This is a genomic window from Asticcacaulis sp. YBE204 (assembly GCF_000495855.1).
In the GTDB taxonomy this organism is placed as follows: domain Bacteria; phylum Pseudomonadota; class Alphaproteobacteria; order Caulobacterales; family Caulobacteraceae; genus Asticcacaulis.
On the sequence record NZ_AWGF01000002.1, the window covers coordinates 1 to 25,883 of the forward strand.

Below are 25,883 nucleotides of genomic sequence, written 5' to 3' on the forward strand. Positions count from 1 at the left end.
GGCAGGGTCGCGACCCTGCACCCCTAATCGGGCGCAGGTGTCGAAGCCTTGAACTAAATGAAAGCCCGCTGAGTCCCCTCAGCGGGCTTTTTCTTTTCTCCCTCCTCCCTACGCAGTGGGGAGGTGGATTTTTGCCAAAGGCAAAAAGACGGAGGGGGCGCGAAGCGCTACTGAACAATCCTGAACCAGTAGCTGTAATCGCGCGGGACACCCCTCACCTTCACATTGGTGATGCTGACGTCGTAATAAACGCCGTATGACAGCGCCGGAGTCTGAACCTGCAAATTGTTCGGCATCCCGAAGCCGTAATTGTCATAGGCGATTTTCCCAAGACTCATCGCACCACCGCCGCGCCGCGTGATAGTCACCTTGGCATTCGAATAATCGACGGCCTGATTGTTCCAGCTTGAGCTCGTGTCGATGATCGCGCCGAACGATAGCAACGCTTTCGGATCGAAATATTTGGCCGGATAATCGCCGTACGGATAGGCGACGAACTCGGCCTTGGTCGTCGTCGCGCTGCTCGACGGATAGATGACCTTCATTGCGGCGCCTTCGGTCATGCCACCCGCTGTCGCCCCGCTCACACGCCCGAAAGCGATCTGTTTCAGGAACGGATCGAGTATCCAGCGGCGGTGACCGACATTGTCCGGCACGGCGTTCAGCGCATCTGTCACCCAGCCGATGACGATGGCTTCGGTCGAATCGAAACTCAAATAGGGCGATATCAGCCCGCCGTGCAAATTGCCGCTGTTAGCCCCCTTCGCGCCCGCCGGCGAATAACAACGCCAGTCTTTTGACGGCGAATGGCTCAGTTGACCGTTGGCCGCCGTCATCAGCGATATCTGCATCACCTCTTCGTCACCGGCCGGGTCGTAGACCACTGGCGGCAAGGCGTGCAGACGACGGATATCGTTGACCGTATCGAGTGCCTTTTGCTTTTCCGCCGCTGTCAGTTCACCCGACTTGCAGCCGCCGATATCCGGCGCAACGCGATAAAGCGCGGCGGCTTTCGACGCATAGGCCGGGTCTTGGGCAATAGCCTGACCGGTTATCAATGCAGACATCATGACGATGGCGGAAACAAGCGTTTTCATGGAAATCCCCTTCACGCCGGGAACTGTGCCACAGGCCCACCGGTGCAAAAACCCGCGTTCAGGGGTTACCGCATAAAAAGATACCGTGTTTACCTGTCATTTGTTTCAGGCATGTAATGTGCAGCGCGATTAAACACTGTGCCAATTCAGCCTTCAGGGGAATATCTCACATGACTATCACGCGGGTGGACGTGATCAGACCGGCTGAACTGAGCGACACCGACAAGGATTTATGGTCGCAGTGGGTCTCTGAAAATCCAGACTTGTCAGGTTCTTATTTCGATGTCCGTTACGTCGTGGCCCTGTGCGAAACCGTGCCGCACGCCCGCGTCGCCAAACTTTACGCCGATGGTTACCTTATTGGATTCCTGCCGTTTCAAAAGCGTGGTGGCGTCATCCAGCCGCTCGGCGCGCCGTTGACCGATTTTCACGGCGTGATTGCCGCATCAGGGACTCGAATCGACATCGGAGAGGTACTCAACCATCTCAAGGCGCGCCGGATCGAGTTCAATGGCTGGGTCAATCCGCTGCTACAAGGCACGGAACGATTCCGTCTTTATGCCGACCTCGGCGACGGTTTCGATGCTCATTACAAGGCCTGCTACGACGCGCATAAGAAGTTTTATCGCAACACCGAACGCTGCCGCCGCAACCTGCAAAAAGACCTGCCGGGCCTGACGTTTTCATGGGAAGCCGCCACGCCCGACCTGATCGACTGGGTGGTCACGCACAAACGCCGTCAGTATAAGCGTACCGGACTCCACGATGTCTTCGCCTGCGGCTGGACGCAGGACATGCTAAACACCCTGAGCGCGCAAACCGACGCGCGTTTCGGTCTGATGGCAGGGGTTTACCGCCACGACGGCAAGGTGATCGCCGCCGAAATCGCCCTGCGCAGCGACGACAGTTTGCACCTGTGGTTCCCGGCCTACGAACCGGACTATAGCCGCTACGGCCCCGGCATCCTTTTGTCGCTGGATATCCTGAAAGCGGCGGCGCAGGACGGCATTACCCGTGTCGATTTCGGCTGCGGCGACGAGGTCTATAAGGCGACCATGACGACTAAACGTCAGCCTTGTCGCGAAGGCTATGTCCAGACGACCGCACCGCTGATCGACCTGCATCTAAAGACGCGGGTGTCGATCATCCGCGCCTGCGAGACGCGCCTGTCGGGTCAGGTCATGGCGGGCTGGCAGCTATCGCGTCGTGTGGTCATGCGCACGCGCAAGTCGGTTCTGGCTTTCGTCAGCCTGCTTGGCCTGATCGGCGGCACGATGATCGCCGCCGAAATGTTTTAGGCCTCCCCACCAAACCGCGCGGCCCAGTCAGCGAGCATGTCCTCGTCGATCTTCTTGAACAGCACCTCGCCCGAGGCGACCAGCGTACCCGACACGAGCTTCGACAGTTCCGCCCTGGCGTCCGTGGTCGGCCAGTCGAGCGGCAAGGTTGTGCTCACCGTGGCGGCGATCTTTTCCGCCGTGAACGGGATCAGCGGTTGGGCCAGCGCCGCGAATAACCGCACCAAATTCAGCCCGTGGCGCACTACGACCCCGGCGCGCACGGCGTCGGTCTTGAGCGCGGTCCACGGCGCGGCTTCCTGCAAATAAACGTTGCCGAGCACCCAGATGGCGCGGACGGCTTGGGCGGCCTTGCGCATCTCCATCGCCTCGAAGGCTTCGGTCGCCTCGGTCAGCAGCACCGACAGGTCGGCATAGAGCTTCTCTTCCAGTTCACCCGCTTCACCGCCTTCGGGGACAATGCCGCCCATCTTGGTCTCGGTGAACTTGGTGATGCGGTTGACGAAATTGCCCAGCACGTCGGCGAGGTCCTTGTTCACCGCGCCCTGGAACTGCTCCCAGGTGAACGACGAATCCGAGCCTTCCGGCGACTGCGAGATCAGATACCAGCGCCAGTAATCGGCGGGCAGAAGCTCCAGCGCCTGATCCATGAAGACGCCGCGGTTCATCGAGGTCGAGAACTTGCCGCCGTACCAGTTGAGCCAGTTGAAGGCCTTCAGCGTATCGACCATCTTCCACGGTTCGCCCGACCCGATGATCGTCGCCGGGAAGCTGACCGTGTGGAAGGCGACATTGTCCTTGCCCATGAATTCGACATAGGTCACGTCGTCGGCGCCCTGATCGAGACGCCACCATTTCGCCCAACCGTCGGCATCGCCCTGTGCGTTGAAATATTCCTGCGTGGCACCGATATATTCGATCGGCGCATCGAACCATACGTAGAAGACCTTGTTTTCAAAGCCTTCGCGCGGTTGACCGTCTTTCGTCACCGGCACGCCCCATTTCAGATCGCGTGTGATGCCACGGTCGATTAGCCCCTCTTCGAGGTGCTTCATGGCGATGGACTTGGCCAGTTGGGGCCACTCGGTCTTCGATTCGATCCACGCGCGCAGTTGCGGCTCGACCTTGGTTTGCAACAGATAGAGATGCTTGGTGTCGCGCACTTCGAGGTTCCGCGAGCCCGACACCGCCGAATAAGGATCGATCAGGTCGGTCGGATCGAGCAGTCGCCCGCAATTGTCGCATTGATCGCCGCGCGCCTTTTCGAACTTGCAATGCGGACAGGTGCCTTCGACGTAGCGGTCCGGTAGGAAGCGCCCGTCATCGATGGAATAGACCATCTTGTCGGTGCGTTCCTCGATCAGACCGTTGGCGTCCAGCGCCTCGCAGAACATCTGCGTCAGGGCACGGTTTTCCGGCGACGACGACCGCCCGAACCAGTTATAGCTCAGGCCGAAGGCGTCACCGGCGTTTTTCTGCACCTCGTGCTGCTCGTCGCAATAGGTGCGCACGTCCTGCCCAGCCTTGGCGGCGGCAAGCTCGGCGGGTGTGCCATGCTCATCCGTGGCGCAGATGTACAGAACCTCATGCCCGCGCGCCCGCATGAACCGCGCATAGACGTCGGCCGGCAGCATGGACCCGGCCAGATTGCCGAGGTGCTTGATGCCGTTGATATAGGGAAGCGCGGAAGTGATGAGGATACGGGACATAAGACCAGCGAAACGGTAATGAAAATCAGTGCGCTGTTCTTAAACTATGTCGGACAGGGAAAACACCGTCTTCACCGGAATTAATCACAAAATTGTCGCCGCGCCTTCGTCTTTGCCGTTGCCTTTGTGACATCGCATAGGCATAACGGCCCACCTGTGTGCCGGTTTAGCTCAGTTGGTAGAGCAGTTGTTTTGTAAACATCAGGTCACGAGTTCGAATCTTGTAACCGGCACCAGACCTTCCTTTACTTTGACGCGCATTGGTTTTTTACGCGCCCCGGCGTTAGTCTCGAAGGCTAACCAATAAGGGAGACGACCCATGCCCGGTCTGGCCTATCGCTTCTTCGACAACAATACCGGTGAAGAGGTTTTCGCTTCGGACGACTTCGATTTCGTAGCGACACCGACGGTCAATCACCAGATCAAGGACCCCGACCTGATGACGCGCTACGGCGGTCCGGCCATCATCAATCGCATCGAACAGGGTGAGGTCAATAAGGTCGGCGCCGTCGAATACCGCATCTATATCGACGGTTCGGAAGAGCGGCTCAATTCTCAGGAAATCGACCAGAACTACCGGCGATCTTAAGACGCCAAACCGATCTGCCACGACACGCCGAAGCGATCATTGACCCAGCCGAAGCGCGGGCTGAAATCGTAGGCCGCCAGCGGCATCAGCACCTGCCCACTTTCGGACAGAGCGGCAAACAGCCGATCGACTTCGGCTTCTGTAGGAACCGATACGGTGACCGAGGTTGCCGGCGTAAAGCCGAATTCGTGCTTTATGGGGCTGTCGAGACAAGTGAACGGGCTGTCGTTGAGGGTGAACCGCGCCTGACGCACGGTGCCGGGTTTGCCGCCCTCTTTTGAGACGTATTTGTCCAGCGAAACGACGCGGGAGTTGGGAAACAGCGACACGTAGAAATTCATGGCCGCTTCGGCCTGACCGCTGAACATCAGGGTCGTGGCGATCATGGGCGCGGCTTCCTGCCCAGGCTCATCCCTGACCATGTCGGGGAAATCGGCATCGCGTGACACCGCCTGACGCAGCAGGGATTGCACGTCCTCCCGCGCATCCAACTGGCTTTGCAGGCTGCGCAACATCTCAGCATTTTGCTCAAGATCGTTGATCAGGCGCACATTTTCCATCGCGACGGAGGCCGAGTCCGCCAAAGCCTGAAGGATCATGACTTCTTCGGGCGTCGGACGGTGCCGGTAAGCCCAGTAATTGCCGATCGAGCCCACCGGCTGATCCGAGCGAATAGGCACCATAACGAGACTTTTGACGAAGGTCGGACGATAGGCTTCGTGCGGGATGCGCGGGTCACTATAGATATCCTCGATGACTGCCGTTTCGCGGTTGAGCATGGCCCAGCCGCTGATGCACAGGCTCAGGGGAAAGCGCTTGCCTTTCCACAGGGGCGCGATGGCGTTTTCATCGACGTAGTAGCACTGCTCGCCGTCGCGCAGAACGAAGGTGGCTCCGTCGGCGCCGGTAAGGTCTCGCGCGGCATCCCGCACGATACGAATGACGTGATTCAGGTCGCGGGCACGAGACAAGTCCTGCACCACCTCGACCAGACGCTCCATCGCCGAGGCATACAGGGCCGAATAGGCTTTTTCGCCCTGAGGCAGAAACGGCAGATCCGGCAATGCCGTGCGATACGCCGCCATATAATCCTCCCGCGCACAAATATTTCCTCAACCTTACGCTGATTATATTAACGAAAATTACCGGCGGCGGCGGTCAAAACCGCGTGACTAGGGCTGGATAAGGTTTGGGCGATACGTCTTTATCTGATCAAGCAATACTGTGTCGCTGACGGTCAGGCCGCCGAGCCCGACATGCAACTCAGGGCATTTTTGCCAGCGGGCCGCCAGACGGTTGAGAGCAAAGATCGGATAGGCCATCGACGGGCGATAATCCTCCGGCCAATCCACTGGGGCCGGTTTCAGGTCCATTTGCAGCACCCATTGCCAGCCTTTGCGATAAAGGCGCAGGGTTGCGATATCGTCCCAGCGCACCGGGCCGCGCGTCAAACGCCGGTCGAACAGGCCCGTGTGGTCGATGCGCAGGATCAAGCCGGGCCGGATCAGATCGATCGCGTGCGTCAGCCACAAAGGCACGAAGACCAGACACATCAGGGCGATAAATAGCGCGCCCTGTGTAAATTCGAACCGCGTCCCTTCCGGCGTGTGCACGATTTCCCAGCCCGCGCCGAGGCCGATCAGCAGCCACGCTTCAAAACCCAGCAAGGCGGCGATACCCATGATGACGATGAGATTATAGAAATGCGTAAAACGGGCTTCGAGCATGCCTCGTCCTAACCGAATCGTGCGGCAATTTCACATGACAAGGTTTGTAAGTGGGGGCTTTGCTGATTTGCGCCTAAGCATAGTGACGTTATCAAAAATCAGGGGAAACATCTATGTCCGACATTCTAGCCCGCCGCGCCTTGCTCGGCACACTCGCGCTCCTGCCGCTGGCCGCCTGTGCCAAGCCCGAAGCGACCGGCGATGCGACCGCAACCGAACCGGCTTCGGCCCCTGCCACCGATGTGACTCAATGGATGACTTGGGAAGGTGGGGTCGATCTGGCCGCCGTCACAGACGCGTCGCTGAAGCAGCCCAATGTCATCGTCCACGTGGCCCGTCTGGTCACCACGCCCAGGGGCAGCGCCGCCAGCGGCATGATTCTGTTTCAGCCTGACGCCGCCAAGCCGCCGCTGGTCATGGGCTTCGTCTCCGGCAAGCCCGAAGTCGGCGCCTATTTCGGTCCGCAAATCTTCAAGGGCACGCCGTTCGAGACCGCGCCCGCCCTGCCCGCCGAGATCGTCATCGACGACAGCAAGGCCCCGTCAAGCGTCTCGGCGAAAATCACGGTCGGCGGCCACGTGTTCGAGGTAACGCTGGACGGCCTGTCGCCGCTGCAAACCGTCACCCGCCCCGCCGGTGCTCTGCCCTTCTCGCAGCAGGGGATCGAGGCCGCCGCCAGCAAGGCCAGCCTCAAGGTCGACGGCAAGGATGTCGTCATCGTCGTGCCGCCGGTCGGTGTGTCGGGCGGTCCCGCCGCCGTGTGGTCGCCTGCCGGCACCTATGCACGTTAGATCACGCACATGAAGCGCCTGAGACAAGCCCTTATATTCGCGTTGTTTTTGGCCATCCCGTTCGTGGCCTCTGCGGCTCGGCCTCAGCCGCCGAAGGTCGTCGCCGATGCGGCCATGAAGATGTATTTCGACTACGACTACGCCGATCCGGATAACGCCTGGGCCCCGCGCCCAAGGTCCGATCAAACGGCCTACTTCGTCAAAAAGCAGGTCCTGCGACCCGTTTATCTCAGCGGCAATGCCGAACCGGACTGGATGATCGACGTCGAAGCCGATCCACAAGGCGCGCTGTGCGGCACCGGCGGCTGCCCGCTGCAAATCTGGGTCAAGGAGGGCGACGGCTATACACTAGTCATGGACAAGCAGGTCCGTGAATGGAAACTGCACGCGGTTCAGAACGAAAAGCGTCAGTGGCTGTGGGTCGATCTGCATGGCACGGCCTGCGGCAGTTTCGGGGCCGACGAATGCCCGTTTGCCTTTGAATGGTCGCCGGACGGCTATCTGATGCCGTCGGCACGCTACGCCAAAGCCCCCCTGGTCCACATTGCGGCTCTGCCGCAGGCGATGGACAACTATCTGAGCGACGCCCCCGATCCGCCCGCACCGCTCGCGGTGCTGATCGCAACCACCAGTGAGGCCTGTAAATCGCGTGGCGGCGAACTGGCCAGCGAACAGGCCCTCGCCAATCGCACGCCCGACCTCAACGGCGACGGCATTGGCGACTGGAGCTTCGACAACGACAATTCCTATTGCGCGTTCCCCGACACCGAAGACTTCGTAGCCAGACGCGCCGAAGATCCATGCGGCTATCTCGACTGCCGCACCGTGCTATTCGTGTCGATCAAGGCTGCCAACGGCACGAAATGGCGCCAGCAGGACATCGGCAAGAACCAATACGCCTATCGCGTCGATCCAGTCGCCGGTTTCACGCCCGTACACCTGATCCCGCTGGCAGGGCATGAGGACAGCAACAGCGAGCCCTGCGGCGTTTCGACGCTGCAATTCTGCCGCATCGAGCCGATTGTCGTCTCGCCAAACTTCTGAGCCTGCGCTACATCGTCTCCGGACTAAGGGAGGCAAACGATGCGTGTGGCGATAACGGTTGTGGCGGCGGGATTGTTGTTGACGGCATGCGGCGAAAAACCAGCCAGCGCGCCAAAGGCCGCCCCACCGGCCGGCCCGACCGAGGCCGAAAAAGCCGCCCTGCTCGCCACCTTGCCTGCGCCGTACAATACCGCCGATCTGGTGGCGGGCGAAAAGGCGTGGAACAAGTGCCGATCCTGCCATACGGCGTTTGAGGGCGGGATTAACATGGTCGGCCCGAACCTGCACGGTGTCTTTGGCCGTGTGGCGGGCAGCAAAGCCGATTATCAGTTTTCCGACGCCATGAAGGCCCACGGAATTAAGGACAAGGTAACCTGGGACTATGCGACGTTGGACGACTACCTGACGCACCCTCAATCCACCGTCCCCGGCACCAAGATGGGCTTTCCGGGCATCAAAGACGAGACCGAGCGCCATAATCTGATCGCTTATCTTAAGGTCGAAACGACACCGAAGAAGTAAACGTTGTCTGCATATCTATACCTCCCCAGCTTGCTGGGGAGGGGGACCGCACGAGCCACGAAGTGGTGAGATGTGGTGGTAGGGGCCAGCGCTTCAATTCCAACGCACGGAGGGTGAACCATCGTGAGCGAGCCCACCTCCGTCTGCTTCGCTTGCAGCCACCTCCCCCAGCGCGCCGGGGGAGTATAAGAAATAGCCTCGTTTAAATCTCTTCGCCCATCAGTTCATCGACAAACGGCGCGATCCACAAACCGCGCGAGCGGCGCGCCGTTTCCGAGTGATAGATGTGGACCAGTTCCGCATAGGACCGGTCGAAATCGTCGTTTAAAATTACATAATCATATTCCGCCCAGTGCGCGATCTCACCCTTGGCGCGACTGAGGCGGCGCTGGATCACGTCGTCGGCGTCCTGCGCACGGGCATAGAGACGGCGCTTGAGTTCTTCCATCGACGGCGGCAGGATAAACACCCGCACCACGTCGGACGGGGCCTTGGCCGAGATACGCTGCGCCCCTTGCCAGTCGATGTCGAACAGGACGTTCTGACCCTTGGACAGCGCGTTTTCGACCGGTTCGCGCGGCGAGCCATAACGGTGATCGTGAACCGCCGCCCATTCCAGCAGGGCATCATCGCGGACCAGCCCGTTCATCGCGTCGTCGCTGATGAAGTGGTATTCGCGGCCATCCTTTTCACCCGGCCGCGCCGAACGCGTCGTCACCGAAATCGACAGATCGAGATCCGGATGATCGGCCATCAAACGGCGGCACAGAGACGTCTTGCCCGCGCCAGACGGCGAGGAGACGATCAGCATGAGACCACGACGAAGACGCTGGGAATTGGGCATTTCTACTCTACGTTTTGAACCTGTTCACGGAACTGATCGATCACGGCCTTGAGGTCCAGACCGATTTTCGTCAGGTCGTTGAAGGCCGATTTCGAACAGAGGGTATTGGCTTCGCGCATGAATTCCTGCGACAGGAAATCGAGTTTACGCCCCTGCGACGCCGCATCGGTCAGCAGTTCGTGCGCCGAGGCGATATGAGCGCGCAGGCGATCCAGTTCTTCGCGCACATCGGCCTTGACGGCCATGACGGCGGCTTCCTGAAGGATGCGCTCCTGAAGATCGCTGTCGGGGAGAAGCTCGTTCAGGCGGCGCGAGAAGCGCTCGCGGATCGTATCGGCCTGCTGCGATGTGAGCGCTTCGGCGCGATCGACGCCGTCGGTAATGGCCGCCAAATGCTGGCTGAGGATGTCGTGCAAGGCGCGACCTTCGTGCAGGCGCGCTTCTTTCAGTTGTTCCAGCACCGCGCCGAGATCGGCCAGCAGCGGCGCTTCGATCGCTGCGAATCCGTCCGGCGTTTCTTCGGTTCCGGCAGCTTCGATTACACCGCGCAAGGACAACAGACCGTGCAGGCTGGGCATGGTTGCCTGCCCTTGCGCCATCAGGCTTTGGCCGACCTCCAGATAGTAGTCGAGCAGCTTGTGATTGACGGTAAATTCGGATTTGGTTTCCGCCGTGCGCACGGTAAGCGTCAAGGACACCTGTCCGCGCTGAAACCGCGCCTTGCCGAGATCTTTTGCCGCGCGCTCCACGGCATCGTACCCGGCGGGGGTACGCACCTTGATATCGAGCGATCGCCCATTGACCGAACGCGCCTCATAGACCCAGCCGATATCGCCATGGCGGCCTTCGACGCGGGCGAAACCGGTCATGCTCGACAAGGTCATTGGCCAGACTCCTTGGGGGCGTCCTTTGCCACGGTTTGCGCCGCATCGGCCTTGATCTTGCCGCCGTCGGCCTCGATGACGCGCCATTTGGCGACATTAAGCAGGTGCTGCTCGTAGGTCTCGGCAAAGACGTGACCGCCCGTGCCGTCGGCGACGAAATAGACGTCCTTAGTCTCCGGCGGATTCAGCACGGCCTCAAGCGCCGCCTTGCCCGGATTGGCGATCGGCGTCACCGGCAACCCGTCGATCAGATAGGTGTTCCACGGTGTCGGCGTATCGAGTTCCGAACGCTTCAGACCACGCCCCAACGGCTCGCCCTTCGACACGCCATAGACCACGGTCGGGTCCGATTGCAGCCGCATCCCGGTACGCAGGCGATTGACGAAAACCGCGGCCACCTTGGGGCGTTCCGAGGCGATGCCGGTTTCCTTCTCGACCACGGAGGCGAGGATCAGAGCCTCTTCCTTGGTCTTGATCGGCAGGTTTTGCGCGCGCGTTTCCCACAGTTCGTCCAGCGTCTCACGGCCCGCCGCCAGCATCCGGTCGAGCACGGCCTGACGCGTCTCGCCGATCTCGTACTGATAGGTTTCCGGCAGGATGGAGCCTTCGGGCGGTACGTCGATGTCGCCCTTGAGCCCGGTCGTCGCCATCAGGATACGCACGGCCATCGCGGAAGTACGGCCTTCGGGGATGGTGACGAAATGCTGGACGACACGGCCTTCGAGAATCTGATCCAACACACCCATCATCGACAGGCGCGAGGGAAACTCGTAGGTCCCGGCGCGCAGGGATTTATCGCGGCCGTCGAATTTGGCCGCCAGACGGAAGGCTGACACCGAGCGGATCACTCCGGCGGCCTTGAGTTTTTTGGCGATGGCGTTGAGTCCCTGCCCGCGCTCGACGACGACCCAGGTTACCTCGCCGCCCTTAGCCGATGGACCGGGGCCGTAGGTATTGGCATAAACAAAGAGTCCTGCCGCCAGAAGCAGCAGGACGATTCCGGACAAAAGGCCCGCCACAGGCGCCATCAGGCGCTTGGATTTTCGCCGCGGGGCAGGACGGGCCTTTCGTTTCGTCATGGCTAGTCGACTTTGCCGAGGATGAGCGCCGCATTGGTGCCGCCGAAGCCGAACGAGTTCGACATGACGGTGTCGATCTTCATCGGCTTGGCTTTATGCGGCACAAGGTCGATGGTCGTCTCATAGGCCGGATTGTCGAGGTTGATCGTCGGCGGGGCGACCTGATCGCGGATGGCCAGGGCGCAGAAGATCGCCTCGACCGCACCCGCGCCGCCGAGCAGGTGCCCGATGGCCGACTTGGTCGAGGAAACCGTGCCGGTCGCCGCGCGCGCGCCAAGGAACTTCTCGATGGCTTTCAGCTCGATACCGTCGGCCATGGTCGACGTGCCGTGCGAATTGACGTAGTCGATGCTTGCCGGGTCGATATTGGCGTTCTTGGCCGCCGCGATCATGGCGCGGTAGCCGCCGTCGCCGTCTTCCGAAGGCGCGGTGATGTGGTAGGCGTCGCCCGACAGGCCGTAGCCCAGCACTTCGGCGTAGATTTTCGCGCCGCGCGCCTTGGCGTGTTCGTATTCTTCGAGGACGACGATGCCCGCGCCTTCGCCCATGACGAAGCCATCACGGTCCTTGTCGTAGGGGCGCGAGGCCTTGGTCGGTTCGTCGTTGAAGGCCGTGCACAGGGCGCGGCAGGCGATGAAGCCCGCTATCCCGATCGGCACGATCGCCGATTCGGCGCCGCCTGCGACCATGACGTCGGCGTCGCCGGACTTGATCAGGCGGGCAGCGTCGCCGATGGCGTGGGCCCCGGTGGCGCAGGCCGTGACGACCGCGTGGTTCGGGCCCTTGAGGCCGTGACGGATCGAGACCTGACCCGATGCCAGATTGATCAGGGACGACGGAATGAAGAAGGGCGAGATGCGCTTCGGCCCTTTTTCCTTAAGTTCCAGCGCGGTTTCGGCGATGACGCCCAGGCCACCAATGCCCGATCCGATCATGACACCGGTACGGAACTGATCATCCTCGGCTTCGGGGTGCCAGTTGGCATCGTTCAGGGCTTCGTCGGCGGCGGCGATGGCGTAAAGGATAAAGTCGTCGACCTTGCGACGTTCCTTGTTCGACAGGACTTTCGACGGGTCGAACGAGCCTTCGATGTCGGGACCGCCGCCACCGCGTCCATCGACGCTGGGGATTTCACAGGCGATGGTACAGGCATAGTCCGTCGTGTCGAAAGCGGTGATCGGACCGGCGCCCGATTGACCTTCCAGCAGACGTTTCCAGGAAATTTCGACCCCTGCGCCCAGCGGCGAGACGAGACCAAGACCTGTGATGACAACGCGACGAACCATTCGATACCCTTATCGTCTTAGAGCGATATGCTGAAAAGTGTGAGCGCTTTTCAGCTACCATATCGCGACAAAACAAGAAATTTAGATCGGAATGACGATTCTATCTAAGTCATTCTGATCTATAGAACGCATCCTGAAATGCGTCCTGAATAGCAAGAGGGCGCGGCTTAGGACCGGTGTGAAAACCCGTCGTAAACCACGCCCTTTTTCCGGTAATTCAGATTAAGCGGCAAGCTTTTCCTGAATGTAGTTGACGGCGTCGCCAACGGTCAGGATGTGCTCGGCCGAATCATCGGGAATTTCGATGTCGAACTCTTCTTCGAAAGCCATGACCAACTCGACGATGTCGAGGCTGTCGGCTTCCAGATCGTCGATGAAGCTCGCCTTATCGGTGACCTTATCCGGATCGGCATCCAGGTGATCGATCACAATCTTGCGAACACGTTCAAGAACTTCAGACATATCGGGCCCTCTAGAGGTTTTGGTAAACACGACCCAAAGCGGCTTAAGGCTTTGTTGGGGCCGGGTAGAAGAATCTAAGCCAACTGCCTTTTATGCACACTGTGTGCAGGTTTCAAGCGGTTTTAACGGTGGCTCAGGGTGGTCTTGCACAACTAAACGCGATGAAACGTCGATTAGATCATCACCATGCCGCCATTGACGTGCAGGGTTTGACCGGTGACGTAACCCGCCTCGTTGCTGGCGAGGTAGACGGCGGCCGACGCGATGTCGGCCCCTTCCCCCAGCTTGCCAGCGGGTATCTTAGCCAAGATGGCCTCACGCTGGGCATCATTCAAGACGTCGGTCATCGGCGAGGCGATAAAACCGGGCGCGATGCAGTTCACCGTTATGTTACGGCTGGCCACTTCCTGTCCCAGAGCCTTGGAAAAGCCGATCATGCCGGCCTTCGAGGCGGCATAGTTGGTCTGGCCCGGATTGCCCATGACGCCAACCACCGAGGTGATGCCGATGATGCGACCGAAGCGGCGCTTCATCATGCCCTTCACGGCGGCGCGCGACAGGCGGAAATAGGATTCGAGATTGACCTTGATCACCGCTTCCCAGTCCTCGTCCTTCATACGCAGGATCAGGCCGTCCTTGGTGATCCCGGCATTGGCGACGAGGATGTCGAGCGGCGACCCGGCGGCGGCTTCGGCCTTGGCGATCAGACCGTCGACTTCGGCGGCGTCGGACAGGTTGCAGGGCGCGATAAACGCATTGTCGCCGAGTTCGGCGGCCAGTTCCTGAAGCACGGCTTCGCGCGTGCCGGACAGGACGACCTTCGCGCCCTGCTTGTGCAGCGCGCGGGCGATATTGGCCCCAAGGCCGCCGGTGGCACCCGTAACGAGCGCGGTCTTGCCGGAAAGATCGAACATGGTGGCTCCTTAATTCAAGGGAAGATTTACCACGGAAAACACGGAAAGCACGGACTTCTTTGCGCTGAAATCCCGCCCGAAGGGCCGTCCTTCTATTTTGTTGCTGGTGAAGGTTTCAGGCGCTTTGCGCTGATATTCTCACTGTTTTTCCGTGCTTTCTGTGTTTTCTGTGGTCAAAAATACTTTAGAGACTCTTGACGAAGGCTTCGAAATCAGCCGCACCGTTCAAGGCAACGGATTCCGCATCGGGCGCAAGCCGCTTGATCATCCCGGTCAGCACCTTGCCCGCACCCAGTTCGGCAAATTTCGTCACGCCGCCTTCAGTTGCCAGCCACTGCACCGATTCGCGCCAGCGGACGCGGCCCGTGACCTGTTCGACCAGCAGCGGAACATATTGCGCTTTGTCGCCGACGGGTTGCGCCGTGACATTGGCGACCAGCACCGACTTCGGATCGTGGATCGTTGTCTTGGCCAGAGCCGCAGCCATTTCTTCGGCGGCGGGCTTCATCAGCGGGCTGTGGAAGGGGGCGGAGACGTTCAGCAACATGGCCTTGGCGCCCAGTTCCTTGGCCTTTTCGATGGCCAGATCGACCGCGGCCTTTTCACCGGAAATGACGATCTGACCGGCATTGTTGTCATTGGCCACCACCACGACACCCGCCGCACGACCGGCCTCACAGGCGGCTTCGGCCAGATCGAGATCGGCCTTGGCCCCGATCAGGGCCGCCATAGCGCCTTCGCCCACCGGTACGGCGCGCTGCATGGCCTGACCACGCAGTTTCAGCAGACGCGCAGCATCTGAAAGCGTCAGGACCTCCATCGCCGCCAGTGCGGAATATTCGCCGAGCGAGTGTCCGGCACAGAAAGCAGCTTGCGACACGTCGACGCCGAAATCGGCCTTAAGCACCCGCACCACCGCCAGCGAGGTCGCCATCAGGGCGGGCTGGGCGTTTTCAGTCAGGGTCAGATCGGCTTCCGGGCCTTCGCGCATCAGCTTGAGCAAGTCTTGCCCCAGAGCGTCATTGACCTCTTCAAACACCGCGCGCGCCGCGGCGAAGGTGTCGTAAAGCTCTCCGCCCATACCGACGCTCTGCGCGCCCTGCCCCGGAAAAACGAATGCCAAAGTCATGTGTCTGGGTCCGAACCTGTTGATATCAAGGGCGCATGGGTTAGGCCAAACCGCCCCTGAGGGCAAGAGGGTCACCTGATTTTGAGCGAAGCGACATAGTCGAACACTTTTTATTCACAGGCCCGATCACAGTTTCATCTTTAATCGGGTTGGCGAATAATAAAGCTTATGGTTACATTTGCATCCGTCGGATCGGCCTTAAAAGGCCGTGTCCGGCCTGTTTTGGGGGAAATATCATGACGACATCCACGGTGACGCGCCGCCATTGGCTGCTGACGGTCAGCGCCCTTTGCACCGCACAGGCCCTGCCGGTTCGTGCCGCCGGGAACATAGCTCCGCCACCGCTCGATGCCTTCGGACGTCTTCCGGCGGTCAGCGAGGTCGCTTTGTCGCCCAAGGGCGACCGCATCGCAATGATAATGCGCAAAGGCGATGAACGCGTCCTGTTCGACTATAATATCGTTACCGGTGCCATCAACACCATGCCCATCGGCACGGTTAAGGTGGACGACCTGACATGGATAGACGAGACCTATCTGCTGGTCACGACGCACGAGACCTTGACGTTCGGGCGCAAGGTCGATTTTTATCAAAATATAATCATCGATCCCGGCCTGAAACAACAACCCAAGGGGCTGTTCAAGGACCCGGTGTTGTCCAACGGCACCCCCAACACCATAGAGGTCGATGGCCGCAAACACCTGATCTACCTTGCTCAGGGCAACCTGATCCTCCAAGACCCTGCCACACGCAAGACGCGGTATCTGCGCACGGGCCTACCCCATTATACGTTCCTCATTTCCGATACCGGCGAACTTCTGGCCGGTTACGACTATGATCTGGATCGCAGTAAGTGGATACTCGCCTATCCCGACGGTAAAGGCTGGAAAACGGTCTTCGAGCGCAAGGGGCGACTGGAACTGCCTTCGGTCGCGGGGATGAGCCGCGACGGTAAATCCGTCATCCTTTTCCTTCAGGATGACAACCGCCCGCACGGTTATTACGAAGTCCGCAGCGACGGATCGATCGGCGAACAACTCAACCCCGATCACCTCAACAGTGATCTGATCTTCCATCCACGCACCCGACGGCTGGCTGGTTTCACCAATTACACCACATGGGTGGACTACGTTTTTGAAGACGCTGAACTGAAAGCGGTTTCCGATACGGTGTCCGCTGCCCTCAAAGGTCGGCGATTCAGCTTCTCTGCCTTTGCCGAAGACCCGCAGAAGTGCCTTGTACGGACCGAGGGCGACAAGGATGCCGGGACCGTTTTTTATATCGATCTGTCCACCGGCACGGTGGCCCAGATCGGACGCACCTACCCCGATATCCCCGAAGCATGGCTCGCACCCAAAAAGCCCATTCTGTATAAGGCACAGGATGGACTTGAGATCGACGCCTACCTGACCCTGCCGCCCGATCCCGTGCTGAATGGCCGTGAGGCGAAAAGCCTGCCGCTGATCGTCATGCCGCACGGCGGGCCGGAATCGGCTGACGATATGGGCTTCGACTATATGGCTCAGGCCGCCGCCTCACGTGGTTATGCCGTTTTGCAACCGAATTTCCGGGGATCGTCGAACAAGGGCCAGAGCTTTGCCGCCAAAGGGTACGGCGAATGGGGTCGCAAGATGCAGACCGACCTGTCGGACGGCGTACGTCATCTGGCGACGCAGGGTACGATCGACCCCGCGCGCGTGGCGATCTGCGGTTCGTCCTATGGTGGCTATGCGGCGCTGGCGGGCGCGGCCTACGACAAGGGCATCTATCGCTGCGCTGTGGCGGTGGCCGGAGTCAGCGACCTGCCGCTGATGATGAAGGAAACCCTGCGCGAGAACTATAATTACGAATTCGGTTCCGTGCTGTATGTGCGTCGCATGCTGGGGGACGAAGCGCAGTGGCCCGTCTATTCTCCCGCCCGAAATGCCGAGAAAATCGATATTCCTGTGCTTTTGATCCACGGCACCCATGATTCTGTCGTAAGCATCGAACACAGTCAGAAGATGCATGCAGCCCTGCAAAAAGCCGGCAAACCGGTGGAATTCATTACGCTGGAAGGCGAAGGTCACCACATGCAGGACGAGGCCAGTCGCATCACGAAACTGAAAGCCGCACTGGCCTTCATCGAAAAATACAATCCTGCCTAGGGCCGGTGTGTAGACGTTTTGACAATTTTCGTAAGCCGAACCGCCGGTATTGACGTATAAGGTCGAAACCTCAGGAGACTCGCCATGAAAATCGCACTGACCGTTGCCGCCCTCGCGCTGGCCGCCTCATCCCCCGCCTTCGCCGCGCTCAAGGTCGGCGACAAGGCCCCCGATTTCAAGGTCAGCGCTGCCACCAACGGCGATGTGGCGGATTTCTCGCTGAAGCAGGCATTGAAAAAAGGGCCTGTCGTCGTCTATTTCTACCCCAAGGCCTTCACCGGCGGCTGTTCGCTGGAGGCGCGTCAGTTCTCGGAAAACATGGATACTTTCAAAGCGCGGGGCATCAGCGTCGTTGGTCTGTCCGCCGATGACGTGCCGACCCTGACCAAGTTCTCGAAAGCCGACTGCGGCGGCAAGTTCCCGGTGGGCTCGGACCTCGGCGCCAAAATCGCCGCGAAATACGACGCCAAGCTGCCCGCCGTCGCCATGTCGGGCCGTGTGTCCTACATTATCGGGAAGGACGGCAAGATCGCTTTCGTTCACGACTCGGGCAACGCCTCAACCCACGTGCCCAGCCTACTGGAAGCGTCCGCCAAGCTGAAATAATACCGTCGGGCCTTGTACTTTCGGGCGTTATCGACTATAGCGCCCGCTTCGCCGCGAGGTGGTCACTCCGTATTCCACGGAATCTGATCCATCGTGCCCTTGAGACTTCCGCTCAAGAGTGCGCCACCTCGCCTTTCGGAAGAGGATATAAATGGCACTCTACGAACACGTCGTGATTGCACGACAAGACATTTCGCCGCAACAGGCGGAAGGTCTGAACGACACCCTGAAAGCCCTGATCGAAGAAAACGGCGGCTCGGTCGCCAAGATCGAATACTGGGGCCTGCGTAACCTCACCTACCGCGTGAAGAAGAACCGCAAGGGTCACTATTCGCTCCTCGCCATCGATGCCCCGGCTGCTGCCGTGAAGGAAATGGAACGTCAGTTGTCGATCAACGAAGACGTCATTCGCTTCCTGACCGTCCGCGTCGAGGAACTCGATCTGGAACTGTCGCCGGTTCTGTCGCGCCGCGACCGTCCGGAGCGCCCTGAGCGCGCCGAACGCACCGCCGAATTCGCCGAGCAATAAGGAGCATTGACCATGGCTGAAGATACCACTGCCGCCGTCGGCTCGCCCGTCGGCAACGGCCCTGCCCGCCGTCCGTTTTTCCGCCGCCGCAAGGTGTGCCCGTTCTCCGGCGCCAACGCCCCGAAGATCGACTACAAGGACGTGAAGCTGCTGCAACGCTACATTTCCGAGCGCGGCAAGATCGTGCCGTCGCGCATCACCGCCGTGTCGCAAAAGAAGCAGCGTGAACTGGCCAAGGCCATCAAGCGCGCCCGCTTCCTGGCACTGCTGCCGTACGTTGTGAAGTAGGAGACACCCACATGAAAGTTGTTCTCCTGGAACGAGTCGAAAACCTCGGTCACATCGGTGAAGTCGTCTCGGTTAAAGACGGTTTTGCCCGTAACTTCCTCCTGCCGCGCCACAAGGCTCTGCGCGCCAACGCCCAGAACCTGAAGTTCTTCGAAGCGCAAAAGGAACAGATCGTCGCCCGTAACGCCGCCAACCGCGCCGCTGCCGAAACGCAGGGTTCGGAGCTTGACGGTCAGCAGTACGTGATGATCCGTCAGGCCGGCGAAACCGGTCAGCTTTACGGTTCGGTCACCGGCCGCGACGTCTCCGACGCCATCGCCGAAACCGGTGCCAAGGTCGAGCGCAACCAGATCGTTCTGGACACGCCGATCAAGACGCTGGGCGTCCACAGCCTGAAGGTCCGCCTCCACGCCGAAGTCTCGATCACCATCACGGTGAACGTGGCCCGTTCGGCCGAAGAAGCCGAGCGTCAGGCCGCTGGCGAAAACGTCATCGCTTCGCAATTCGAAGAAGACCGTCAGGCGGATGATGCCGCTGCCGCGGATCTGCTCGAAGGCGGCGCTGGCCAGGCCATCGCTGACTCTTACGAATACTAAGAATATTCTGCGTTTCTGACGCGGATATTTGAAGACAATTGACCCCTGAGCCATTCTGGTTCAGGGGTTTTTTGATAAGAAACGCCGCCAAGGGGGAACATGATGAAAAACATACCGGCACCCGGATCGCTGACGCCGCTATTCGTCACCGAGGTCTACCGAACCGAGCTGGCCGGTACGTCCGCCGATTCCCTGATCACGCGGCTGGAACAGGCGTGCCTGCGCCTCGCCGCCGAAGACACCAAGGGACAGGCGTGGTCGGAAGCTCAGGGCTATCTGGGCTATACATCTTACGAGAGCATCGTCGATCCGACGAAGATCGATCCCGACTTTGCCGAATTGAAGGACCTGCTTGACGTTCAGGCCCTGATCTTTGCGAAGCTGCTCGAACTGGACCTGCGCGGCAAGACACCCCGGCTTGCCGCCGTGTGGATCAACATCCTTGAGCCGCACGGTTTTCATGGCGGCCATATCCATCCGCACAGCATGTTTTCCGGCACGATCTACATCAGCGTCCCGGAGGGCGCCAGCGCCCTGCAATTCGAAGATCCGCGGCTCGGCTTCATGATGCACGCGCCGGAACGCCTGCCGACCGCCCGCCCCTATCGTCAGATCATGGCGCCGATGGCGCCCGCCCGCGGCACCCTGCTTCTGTGGGAAAGCTGGTTGCGTCACGAAGTGCCGGTTAATCGTGCTAAATCCAAACGCATTTCGATCAGCTTCAACTACGATGTCGATTTCCGCCAACCCTGAGACGAAAGATTCAGGAGATTGCGGCACGGTCGTGTCATAAAATTGATACATATTTCAATTTTTAATTCCCACCTCGACCGCACTTAATTCGCAATTGCAGCATAAATTATCGCCGCATCGCACCATGATCCGTTTGCCGAACATTAAGCAAACCGAGGAACACGTAGATTTCATGAAAAATTAAACGTCTTAAGGTTTGAGAAGCCCATAGCCTGCTTATTTTGAAAACGTTTTACGCTCAGGGTTCGCAAATTTTTACCGCAGTGCACCCACTTCCAAATTGATACAGTTGTGACAACCTTTCGTTCGTCGGTTCAAAAACAACGAAAGTGTACCCTTATGACTCGTTCGAAATTCCGCCTATTGATGCTGGGCACAGCGCTCACCCTGTCCATGTCTCTGCCCGCCACCTTTGCTGCCGCTCAGGATACCGCAGCGGACGAACCGACCGAGGTCGTAGTCACCGGCACGCGCACGGCCCGCCGCTCAAAGCTCGAAACCCTCGCCCCCGTCGATGTCATCAAGGCCGATACGCTTCAGGCGCAGGGCTCGTCCGAACTGGCCGAAGGCCTGTCGCGTCTGGCGCCGTCGATTACCTTCCAGCGCCCGGCAGTCACCGATGGTACCGACAGTGTACGTCCAGCGTCCTTGCGCGGCCTGTCGCCGGATCAGACCCTAGTTCTGCTGAACGGCAAGCGCCGCCATGCTTCGTCGCTGGTCAATATCAACGGTTCGGTCGGTCGCGGTTCGGCCGCTGTCGATCTCAACACCATTCCCGAAACGGCGCTGGGTTCCGTCGAAGTGCTCCGGGACGGCGCCTCGGCCCAATACGGGTCCGACGCCATCGCCGGGGTGATGAACCTGCGTCTGCGCGAAGCGTCCTCCGGCGGCAGCCTCGGCCTGTCGTTCGGCTATTACGACACCAAGGTCGAAACCGCCAATACCAGTTACGACGCCAAGGATGGCGAAACCACCACGGTCAGCGGCTGGATCGGTCTGCCGCTGTTCTCGGACGGTTTCCTGACCCTGTCCGGCGAAATCAAGGATCGCAAGCCGACCTCGCGCGGCGGTCTCGATACCCGCATCACCCCGGCAGCGGTCAAGTCGCGCTACGGCGATCCGCAGGAACGCGCCGTCACCCTGTTTGCCAATGCGGGTAAGCCTATCAACGATGTCTGGTCGGCCTATGGCTGGGCCAGCTATCAGAACCGCCGCGACGACAGCGCCGCCAACTACCGTCAACCCGCCAACGCCGGGAACGTGCTGGCCATCTACCCGAACGGCTTCCTGCCGATCATTCAGGCCCATACCAAGGACTATTCGCTCACCGGCGGCCTCAAGGGCATCATCGGCGGCTGGGATTCGGATTTCAGTCTGTCCTACGGCAATAACAAGCTCAGCTACGCTACGGTCAACAGCGTCAATGCCTCCTACGGCACGGCGTCGAAGACCTGGTTCTATTCGGGCTATCTGCAATATGGCCAGACCCTGCTCAATGCCAGCTTCAGCAAGCCCTACGAGGTAAGCTGGTTGGCGGCACCACTCGACGTCGCCTTTGGATTCGAGGCGCGCAAGGAGACCTATAAGATCGGTCAGGGCGAGACTCAGTCCTGGGCCCTTGGTCCCATCGCCGCCCAGCAGGGCGCGCAAGGCTTCCCCGGCCTGTTCCCGCAGAACGAAGCCGACGTCGATCGCAATAATTTCGGCGCCTATCTCGATTTCGAAACCAAGCTGACCGACAAACTGAGCGCCGGTGTGGCGGTTCGTTATGAGGATTATTCGGATTTCGGCGACAATGTCTCGGCCAAGCTGTCGGGGCGTTACGACTTCACCGACTCGTTCGCCATTCGCGGCTCGGCCTCGAACGGCTTCCGTGCCCCGTCCTTGCAGCAACAATACTTCTCATCGACCGCGACCAACTTCGTCAGCGGCGTGCCACTGCTGATCACCACCTTCCCGGCGACCAGCAATGTCGCCAAGGCGCTGGGCGCGGCACCGCTCGAAGCCGAAACCTCGGAAAACCTGGCCCTCGGCTTCGTCTTCCACAAGGGGCCGTTCGATATCACGGTCGATGCCTACAATATCAAGATCGAGGACCGCATCGTCCTGACCGAAAACCTGATCGGCAAGAGCGGCCCGACCATCACCAATCAGGGTATCTACAATCTGCTGGCGCCCTTCGGCGTCGATGCCGCCCGCTTCTTCATGAATGGCGTCGATACGACGACCAAGGGCATCGACATCGTCGCCAACTATCGCCTGAACACCGACAGCTTCGGCGACTATACCTTCAGCCTCGCCGCCAACCACGGCGAAACCGAAATCGATCGTTTCCCGGCCAACAATACACTGTCGTCACTGCCCGTGCCGCCCGCTCTGTTCGCGCGCGTCAATCAGAACCTGCTCACCACCTCGACCCCCGAAGACAAGTTCAATGCCTCGGTGGATTGGAAACTCGGTGGCTGGGGCGCATCGATCAACGCCGTACACTATTCGTCGATCCTGTCGGCCCAGACCAATGCCGTCTACGACTTCGAAACCGGCGACAAGACCGTGGTCAATGTGTCGGCCAATTATCGCTTCGCCAATAAGGTCGTCTGGTCGGTGGGCGTCGACAATATCGGCGACGTCTATCCCGACCCCACGCCAATCACGACGCTGGCCGGGACTCTGACCCCGACGGCGACCACCGCCTATAACGGCGGCGCCGGGTTCAGCCCGCGCTCACCGTTCGGCTTCAACGGTCGCTTCCTTTACACGCGGATCACCAAGAGCTGGTAATTTTTTACCCGTGAAAAGCATTTTGCCCCGCAGGTCCGCCTGCGGGGTTTTTCGTGGTCATCATCCTGTCGCCGAATTGCCACTATTTCCTATCTAAATAGTTTTATATTAATGGACGCAGCACCCTAAAGCGTTTTAAGTTTTGAGTTGCAACTTAAATTAAAATTTTGATATTATTTAACTAAATGTCATTTTTACTTTTCAAGTCATCTTCATAGTTAGATTTTCTAACGCTCTCCAGCAGAACATTTGCCTTCATGCGCCCCTTTAAAACGCTCTAAGCGAGGGCGAGATATGGCCCAGTTTCAGCCATAAACCTTTCCTTCCCGGAGCCTTCCTAATGTCCAGAACCTCTTTGTTTGTCGCCGCCCTGACGGCCTCCACCGCCCTCACCTTCGTCCCCGCCTATGCACAGGACACCGCCAGTGACGAGGTCACCGAAGTCGTTGTCACCGGGTCGCGCGCTCAGCCGCGTTCGCGTCTCGATACACTCGCCCCTGTCGATGTGATCCGCAAGGACGCCCTCGATGCGCAAGGCTCGACCGAACTGGCGCAGGCCCTGTCGCGCGTCGCCCCATCCCTGACCTTCCCGCGCCCGTCCGCCGTCGACGGCACCGACTCGATCCGTCCGGCGTCTCTGCGCGGCCTGTCGCCGGATCAGACGCTGGTTCTAGTCAACGGCAAGCGCCGCCACACCTCGGCCAATGTGAACACCAACGGCTCCACGGGCCGCGGCTCGTCGGCAGTCGATCTCAACGCCATCCCGACCGCCAGCCTGAGTAATGTCGAAATCCTGCGCGACGGTGCTTCGGCCCAGTACGGTTCGGACGCCATTGCCGGGGTCGTAAATCTGAAGCTGCGCGAAGCCCGCTCTGGCGGCGGCCTGACCGCCACCTACGGCCAGTACAATACAGAAGTCGAGGCCGCGCGTTCCTCGCGCAAGGAAAACGACGGCCGCACCTATAATGTCGGTGGCTGGATCGGCCTGCCACTCGGTACCGACGGCTTCCTGACCCTGTCGGGCGAATATCGCAACCGCGAATCTACCAACCGCGCCGACACCGATCCGCGCGTCACGCCGAACCGCGTCACCAGTCGTTACGGCGATCCAGAGCAGGAAAGCCTCGCTCTGTTCGCCAATGCAGGTAAGCCGCTGGCAAATGGCTGGGAACTCTATGGCTTCGCCGGGTTCCAGGACCTGCAATCGCAAAGCGCCGCCTTCTTCCGCGATCCGGCCAATTCGGGCAATGTCGCCGCGATCTATCCCAACGGCTTCTTGCCGCTGATCGACGTCAAGTCGAAGGACTATTCGGCCACCGTCGGCACACGCGGCAACTGGGGGGAATGGACGTCCGACTACTCGTTGACCTTCGGGCGCAATGAGCTTGAGTTCAACACGCTCAACTCGATCAACGCCTCGATCGGCGCGACATCCAAGACGAATTTCTACGCCGGTCAGGTCACCTATGATCAGGTGGTGTTCAACGGCGATATCAGCCGCCCCTACGACATCGGCCTGCACGGTCCGCTGACGCTCGCTCTGGGCGTGGAAGCCCGTCATGAAAACTACCAGATCGAAGCCGGTGAGCTTCAGTCCTACGTCTTCGGCGGCGTCTCCGGCAAGACCGCCGGGGCTCAGGGCTTCCCCGGCTTCCAGCCGTCGAACGCCATCGACGTCAACCGCGACAATATCGGCGCCTATATCGAGCTTGAAGCCGATGTCACCGAGCGCCTGACCCTGAACGGCGCGGCGCGCGTCGAAAATTATTCGGACTTCGGCGACAACCTGTCGGGCAAGCTGTCCGGCCGTTACCGCCTGACCGACTCGCTGGCGTTCCGCGCCTCGGCCTCGACCGGCTTCCGTGCCCCGTCTCTGGCCCAGCAGTACTTCACCTCGACCGCCTCGGTCGTCAGCAATGGCGTCGTGGTCGAGACCGGCACCTTCCCGGTGTCGTCCGTCGTGGCGAAGGCTTTGGGCGCTCCGGCGCTGGAGGCCGAAGAATCGACCAACTACGCGGCGGGCTTCGTCTTCCGCAAGGGACCGTTCGAACTGACGCTCGACGCTTATAGGATCAATATCGACAACCGCATCGTCCTGACCGAAAATCTGTCGGGTACAGCGGAAATCACCGCCCTGCTCCAGCCCTATGGCGTTACGGCAGCGCGCTTCTTCACCAATGGCGTCGATACGGAAACGACCGGCGTCGATGTTGTAGCCAATTACCGTTTGCCGACCGACAGCTATGGCCGCTTCAACTTCAATCTGGCCTTCAATAGCGGCAATACGGAGATCACGCGTCTGCCGGGTGCCAGCACGACGTCGAACCTGAGCAATCCACCGGTCCTGTTCGCGCGCATCCGTCAGTACATCATCACCAACTCGACGCCTGAGAACAAAGGCTCGGCGACGGTGGACTGGAGCGGCGGCAAGTGGTCGGCCAATGCCCGCGCCACCTATTACGGCGACGTGATCGACGCGGCCTCGACGGCGGCGACCGACATCCACACGGGTGAAAAGACGCTGGTGGACCTGTCGGCCAGCTACAAGCTGACTGACAAGACCTCGGTATCGCTGGGGGCGGACAACGTCTTCGACGTTTATCCGGATCAGACTCTGGCGTCGCTGCAAGGCTCGCAGGGAGCGCTGGCCTTCACACGCTTCTCGCCGTTCGGCTTCAATGGCCGCTTCGTCTATGCGCGCCTGACGCATAACTGGTAAGGCGCAGCCTGTAACCGAAAGCCCCGCAGGACCACCTGCGGGGCTTTTTTATTGCCGCCATACCCGTCTTGCGGAACCCCGGTTTTCGT

General features: G+C 60.0%; 24 protein-coding genes and 1 tRNA gene. 14 read left to right on the forward strand and 11 right to left on the reverse strand.

Going from position 1 to position 25,883, the window contains the following annotated elements; translation table 11 throughout:
- Positions 1-167: 167 nt before the first annotated feature.
- Positions 168-1,097 carry a CAP domain-containing protein gene (locus tag AEYBE204_RS24150; protein ID WP_023460977.1) on the reverse strand — a complete coding sequence of 310 codons (930 nt, stop codon included), beginning with the start codon at positions 1,095-1,097 and terminating at the stop codon, positions 168-170.
- Between the two features lie 170 nt (positions 1,098-1,267).
- Between AEYBE204_RS24150 and AEYBE204_RS24155 the strand changes: the two genes are divergently transcribed.
- Positions 1,268-2,395, forward strand: a complete 1,128-nt coding sequence (locus AEYBE204_RS24155; protein WP_023460978.1) for a GNAT family N-acetyltransferase — start codon at positions 1,268-1,270, stop codon at positions 2,393-2,395.
- Here the strand turns inward: AEYBE204_RS24155 and metG are convergent.
- Complete coding sequence (gene metG, locus AEYBE204_RS24160) at positions 2,392-4,104, reverse strand: methionine--tRNA ligase (protein ID WP_023460979.1); 1,713 nt, start codon at positions 4,102-4,104, stop codon at positions 2,392-2,394. The genes AEYBE204_RS24155 and metG overlap by 4 nt on opposite strands.
- A gap of 160 nt (positions 4,105-4,264) precedes the next feature.
- On the opposite strand from metG, the gene AEYBE204_RS24165 reads away from it, so the two are divergent.
- A tRNA-Thr gene (locus tag AEYBE204_RS24165) sits at positions 4,265-4,340 on the forward strand.
- Positions 4,341-4,423: 83 nt separating this feature from the next.
- A complete protein-coding gene (locus AEYBE204_RS24170) occupies positions 4,424-4,693 on the forward strand; it encodes a hypothetical protein (protein ID WP_023460980.1) in 270 nt (89 codons plus the stop codon).
- On the opposite strand, the gene AEYBE204_RS39825 is transcribed toward AEYBE204_RS24170, so the two are convergent.
- Complete coding sequence (locus tag AEYBE204_RS39825; RefSeq protein ID WP_023460981.1) at positions 4,690-5,778, reverse strand: VOC family protein; 1,089 nt, start codon at positions 5,776-5,778, stop codon at positions 4,690-4,692. The two genes, AEYBE204_RS24170 and AEYBE204_RS39825, sit on opposite strands and share 4 nt — an antisense overlap.
- A gap of 87 nt (positions 5,779-5,865) precedes the next feature.
- Positions 5,866-6,420, reverse strand: coding sequence for a hypothetical protein (locus AEYBE204_RS24175; protein ID WP_023460982.1), 555 nt, complete (start codon positions 6,418-6,420; stop codon positions 5,866-5,868).
- Positions 6,421-6,533: 113 nt separating this feature from the next.
- On the opposite strand from AEYBE204_RS24175, the gene AEYBE204_RS0119875 reads away from it, so the two are divergent.
- The 3 genes from AEYBE204_RS0119875 to AEYBE204_RS24185 are packed head-to-tail and all read left to right on the forward strand — an operon-like array spanning position 6,534 to position 8,777.
- Positions 6,534-7,211, forward strand: coding sequence for a hypothetical protein (locus AEYBE204_RS0119875; RefSeq protein WP_023460983.1), 678 nt, complete (start codon positions 6,534-6,536; stop codon positions 7,209-7,211).
- Positions 7,212-7,220: 9 nt separating this feature from the next.
- The gene (locus tag AEYBE204_RS24180) at positions 7,221-8,255 is read left to right on the forward strand and encodes a hypothetical protein (RefSeq protein WP_023460984.1); all 1,035 of its coding nucleotides are present in this window, start codon (positions 7,221-7,223) and stop codon (positions 8,253-8,255) included.
- A 39-nt stretch (positions 8,256-8,294) separates the two neighbouring features.
- On the forward strand, positions 8,295-8,777 hold the full coding sequence (locus AEYBE204_RS24185; protein ID WP_023460985.1) for a cytochrome c family protein: 483 nt from the start codon (positions 8,295-8,297) through the stop codon (positions 8,775-8,777).
- A gap of 202 nt (positions 8,778-8,979) precedes the next feature.
- Here AEYBE204_RS24185 and gmk read toward each other — a convergent pair whose 3' ends face one another.
- From gmk to fabD, 7 genes are all read right to left on the reverse strand, one after another.
- Positions 8,980-9,621, reverse strand: coding sequence for a guanylate kinase (gmk, locus tag AEYBE204_RS24190; protein WP_031229787.1), 642 nt, complete (start codon positions 9,619-9,621; stop codon positions 8,980-8,982).
- Positions 9,622-9,623: 2 nt separating this feature from the next.
- On the reverse strand, positions 9,624-10,505 hold the full coding sequence (locus AEYBE204_RS24195) for a YicC/YloC family endoribonuclease (protein ID WP_023460987.1): 882 nt from the start codon (positions 10,503-10,505) through the stop codon (positions 9,624-9,626).
- Positions 10,502-11,584 carry an endolytic transglycosylase MltG gene (mltG, locus tag AEYBE204_RS24200; RefSeq protein WP_031229789.1) on the reverse strand — a complete coding sequence of 361 codons (1,083 nt, stop codon included), beginning with the start codon at positions 11,582-11,584 and terminating at the stop codon, positions 10,502-10,504. The genes AEYBE204_RS24195 and mltG overlap by 4 nt, the downstream gene beginning before the upstream one ends.
- Positions 11,585-11,586: 2 nt before the next feature.
- Positions 11,587-12,870 (reverse strand): beta-ketoacyl-ACP synthase II, encoded by a 1,284-nt coding sequence (fabF, locus tag AEYBE204_RS24205; RefSeq protein ID WP_023460989.1) that lies wholly within the window; start codon positions 12,868-12,870, stop codon positions 11,587-11,589.
- Between the two features lie 222 nt (positions 12,871-13,092).
- Entirely contained in the window at positions 13,093-13,332 is a 240-nt protein-coding gene (locus tag AEYBE204_RS24210) for an acyl carrier protein (RefSeq protein ID WP_023460990.1), read from the reverse strand.
- Positions 13,333-13,505: 173 nt separating this feature from the next.
- On the reverse strand, positions 13,506-14,246 hold the full coding sequence (gene fabG, locus AEYBE204_RS24215; RefSeq protein ID WP_023460991.1) for a 3-oxoacyl-[acyl-carrier-protein] reductase: 741 nt from the start codon (positions 14,244-14,246) through the stop codon (positions 13,506-13,508).
- A 184-nt stretch (positions 14,247-14,430) separates the two neighbouring features.
- A complete protein-coding gene (gene fabD / locus AEYBE204_RS24220; protein ID WP_031229791.1) occupies positions 14,431-15,375 on the reverse strand; it encodes an ACP S-malonyltransferase in 945 nt (314 codons plus the stop codon).
- A 236-nt stretch (positions 15,376-15,611) separates the two neighbouring features.
- Between fabD and AEYBE204_RS24225 the strand changes: the two genes are divergently transcribed.
- The 8 genes from AEYBE204_RS24225 to AEYBE204_RS24260 all read left to right on the forward strand — a co-directional run bounded on the left by AEYBE204_RS24225 (position 15,612) and on the right by AEYBE204_RS24260 (position 25,794).
- Entirely contained in the window at positions 15,612-17,522 is a 1,911-nt protein-coding gene (locus AEYBE204_RS24225) for a S9 family peptidase (RefSeq protein ID WP_023460993.1), read from the forward strand.
- 84 nt (positions 17,523-17,606) lie between these two features.
- Positions 17,607-18,128 (forward strand): peroxiredoxin, encoded by a 522-nt coding sequence (locus AEYBE204_RS24230; RefSeq protein WP_023460994.1) that lies wholly within the window; start codon positions 17,607-17,609, stop codon positions 18,126-18,128.
- A 151-nt stretch (positions 18,129-18,279) separates the two neighbouring features.
- Positions 18,280-18,657, forward strand: a complete 378-nt coding sequence (gene rpsF, locus AEYBE204_RS24235) for a 30S ribosomal protein S6 (RefSeq protein ID WP_023460995.1) — start codon at positions 18,280-18,282, stop codon at positions 18,655-18,657.
- A gap of 12 nt (positions 18,658-18,669) precedes the next feature.
- A complete protein-coding gene (gene rpsR / locus AEYBE204_RS24240; protein ID WP_023460996.1) occupies positions 18,670-18,945 on the forward strand; it encodes a 30S ribosomal protein S18 in 276 nt (91 codons plus the stop codon).
- An 11-nt stretch (positions 18,946-18,956) separates the two neighbouring features.
- Positions 18,957-19,541, forward strand: a complete 585-nt coding sequence (gene rplI / locus AEYBE204_RS24245; RefSeq protein WP_023460997.1) for a 50S ribosomal protein L9 — start codon at positions 18,957-18,959, stop codon at positions 19,539-19,541.
- Positions 19,542-19,640: 99 nt separating this feature from the next.
- Positions 19,641-20,294 (forward strand): TIGR02466 family protein, encoded by a 654-nt coding sequence (locus AEYBE204_RS24250; RefSeq protein WP_031229799.1) that lies wholly within the window; start codon positions 19,641-19,643, stop codon positions 20,292-20,294.
- Between the two features lie 339 nt (positions 20,295-20,633).
- Entirely contained in the window at positions 20,634-23,075 is a 2,442-nt protein-coding gene (locus AEYBE204_RS24255; RefSeq protein WP_031229800.1) for a TonB-dependent siderophore receptor, read from the forward strand.
- 340 nt (positions 23,076-23,415) lie between these two features.
- Positions 23,416-25,794: a TonB-dependent siderophore receptor gene (locus AEYBE204_RS24260; protein WP_023461000.1), complete on the forward strand. Its 2,379-nt coding sequence runs from the start codon at positions 23,416-23,418 to the stop codon at positions 25,792-25,794.
- The last annotated feature ends 89 nt before the right edge of the window (positions 25,795-25,883 follow it).

Coding starts and splice junctions, on each gene's coding strand:
- AEYBE204_RS24180 (WP_023460984.1), top strand. CDS start 7,221: ATGAAGCGCCTGAGACAAGCCCTTATATTCGCGTTGTTTTTGGCCATC.
- mltG (WP_031229789.1), bottom strand. CDS start 11,584: ATGACGAAACGAAAGGCCCGTCCTGCCCCGCGGCGAAAATCCAAGCGC.
- AEYBE204_RS24170 (WP_023460980.1), top strand. CDS start 4,424: ATGCCCGGTCTGGCCTATCGCTTCTTCGACAACAATACCGGTGAAGAG.
- AEYBE204_RS24185 (WP_023460985.1), top strand. CDS start 8,295: ATGCGTGTGGCGATAACGGTTGTGGCGGCGGGATTGTTGTTGACGGCA.
- fabG (WP_023460991.1), bottom strand. CDS start 14,246: ATGTTCGATCTTTCCGGCAAGACCGCGCTCGTTACGGGTGCCACCGGC.
- AEYBE204_RS0119875 (WP_023460983.1), top strand. CDS start 6,534: ATGTCCGACATTCTAGCCCGCCGCGCCTTGCTCGGCACACTCGCGCTC.
- gmk (WP_031229787.1), bottom strand. CDS start 9,621: ATGCCCAATTCCCAGCGTCTTCGTCGTGGTCTCATGCTGATCGTCTCC.
- fabD (WP_031229791.1), bottom strand. CDS start 15,375: ATGACTTTGGCATTCGTTTTTCCGGGGCAGGGCGCGCAGAGCGTCGGT.
- AEYBE204_RS24210 (WP_023460990.1), bottom strand. CDS start 13,332: ATGTCTGAAGTTCTTGAACGTGTTCGCAAGATTGTGATCGATCACCTG.
- AEYBE204_RS24225 (WP_023460993.1), top strand. CDS start 15,612: ATGACGACATCCACGGTGACGCGCCGCCATTGGCTGCTGACGGTCAGC.
- rpsR (WP_023460996.1), top strand. CDS start 18,670: ATGGCTGAAGATACCACTGCCGCCGTCGGCTCGCCCGTCGGCAACGGC.
- rpsF (WP_023460995.1), top strand. CDS start 18,280: ATGGCACTCTACGAACACGTCGTGATTGCACGACAAGACATTTCGCCG.
- AEYBE204_RS24255 (WP_031229800.1), top strand. CDS start 20,634: ATGACTCGTTCGAAATTCCGCCTATTGATGCTGGGCACAGCGCTCACC.
- AEYBE204_RS39825 (WP_023460981.1), bottom strand. CDS start 5,778: ATGGCGGCGTATCGCACGGCATTGCCGGATCTGCCGTTTCTGCCTCAG.
- AEYBE204_RS24250 (WP_031229799.1), top strand. CDS start 19,641: ATGATGAAAAACATACCGGCACCCGGATCGCTGACGCCGCTATTCGTC.
- AEYBE204_RS24195 (WP_023460987.1), bottom strand. CDS start 10,505: ATGACCTTGTCGAGCATGACCGGTTTCGCCCGCGTCGAAGGCCGCCAT.
- AEYBE204_RS24260 (WP_023461000.1), top strand. CDS start 23,416: ATGTCCAGAACCTCTTTGTTTGTCGCCGCCCTGACGGCCTCCACCGCC.
- fabF (WP_023460989.1), bottom strand. CDS start 12,870: ATGGTTCGTCGCGTTGTCATCACAGGTCTTGGTCTCGTCTCGCCGCTG.
- AEYBE204_RS24175 (WP_023460982.1), bottom strand. CDS start 6,420: ATGCTCGAAGCCCGTTTTACGCATTTCTATAATCTCATCGTCATCATG.
- AEYBE204_RS24155 (WP_023460978.1), top strand. CDS start 1,268: ATGACTATCACGCGGGTGGACGTGATCAGACCGGCTGAACTGAGCGAC.
- metG (WP_023460979.1), bottom strand. CDS start 4,104: ATGTCCCGTATCCTCATCACTTCCGCGCTTCCCTATATCAACGGCATC.
- AEYBE204_RS24150 (WP_023460977.1), bottom strand. CDS start 1,097: ATGAAAACGCTTGTTTCCGCCATCGTCATGATGTCTGCATTGATAACC.
- rplI (WP_023460997.1), top strand. CDS start 18,957: ATGAAAGTTGTTCTCCTGGAACGAGTCGAAAACCTCGGTCACATCGGT.
- AEYBE204_RS24230 (WP_023460994.1), top strand. CDS start 17,607: ATGAAAATCGCACTGACCGTTGCCGCCCTCGCGCTGGCCGCCTCATCC.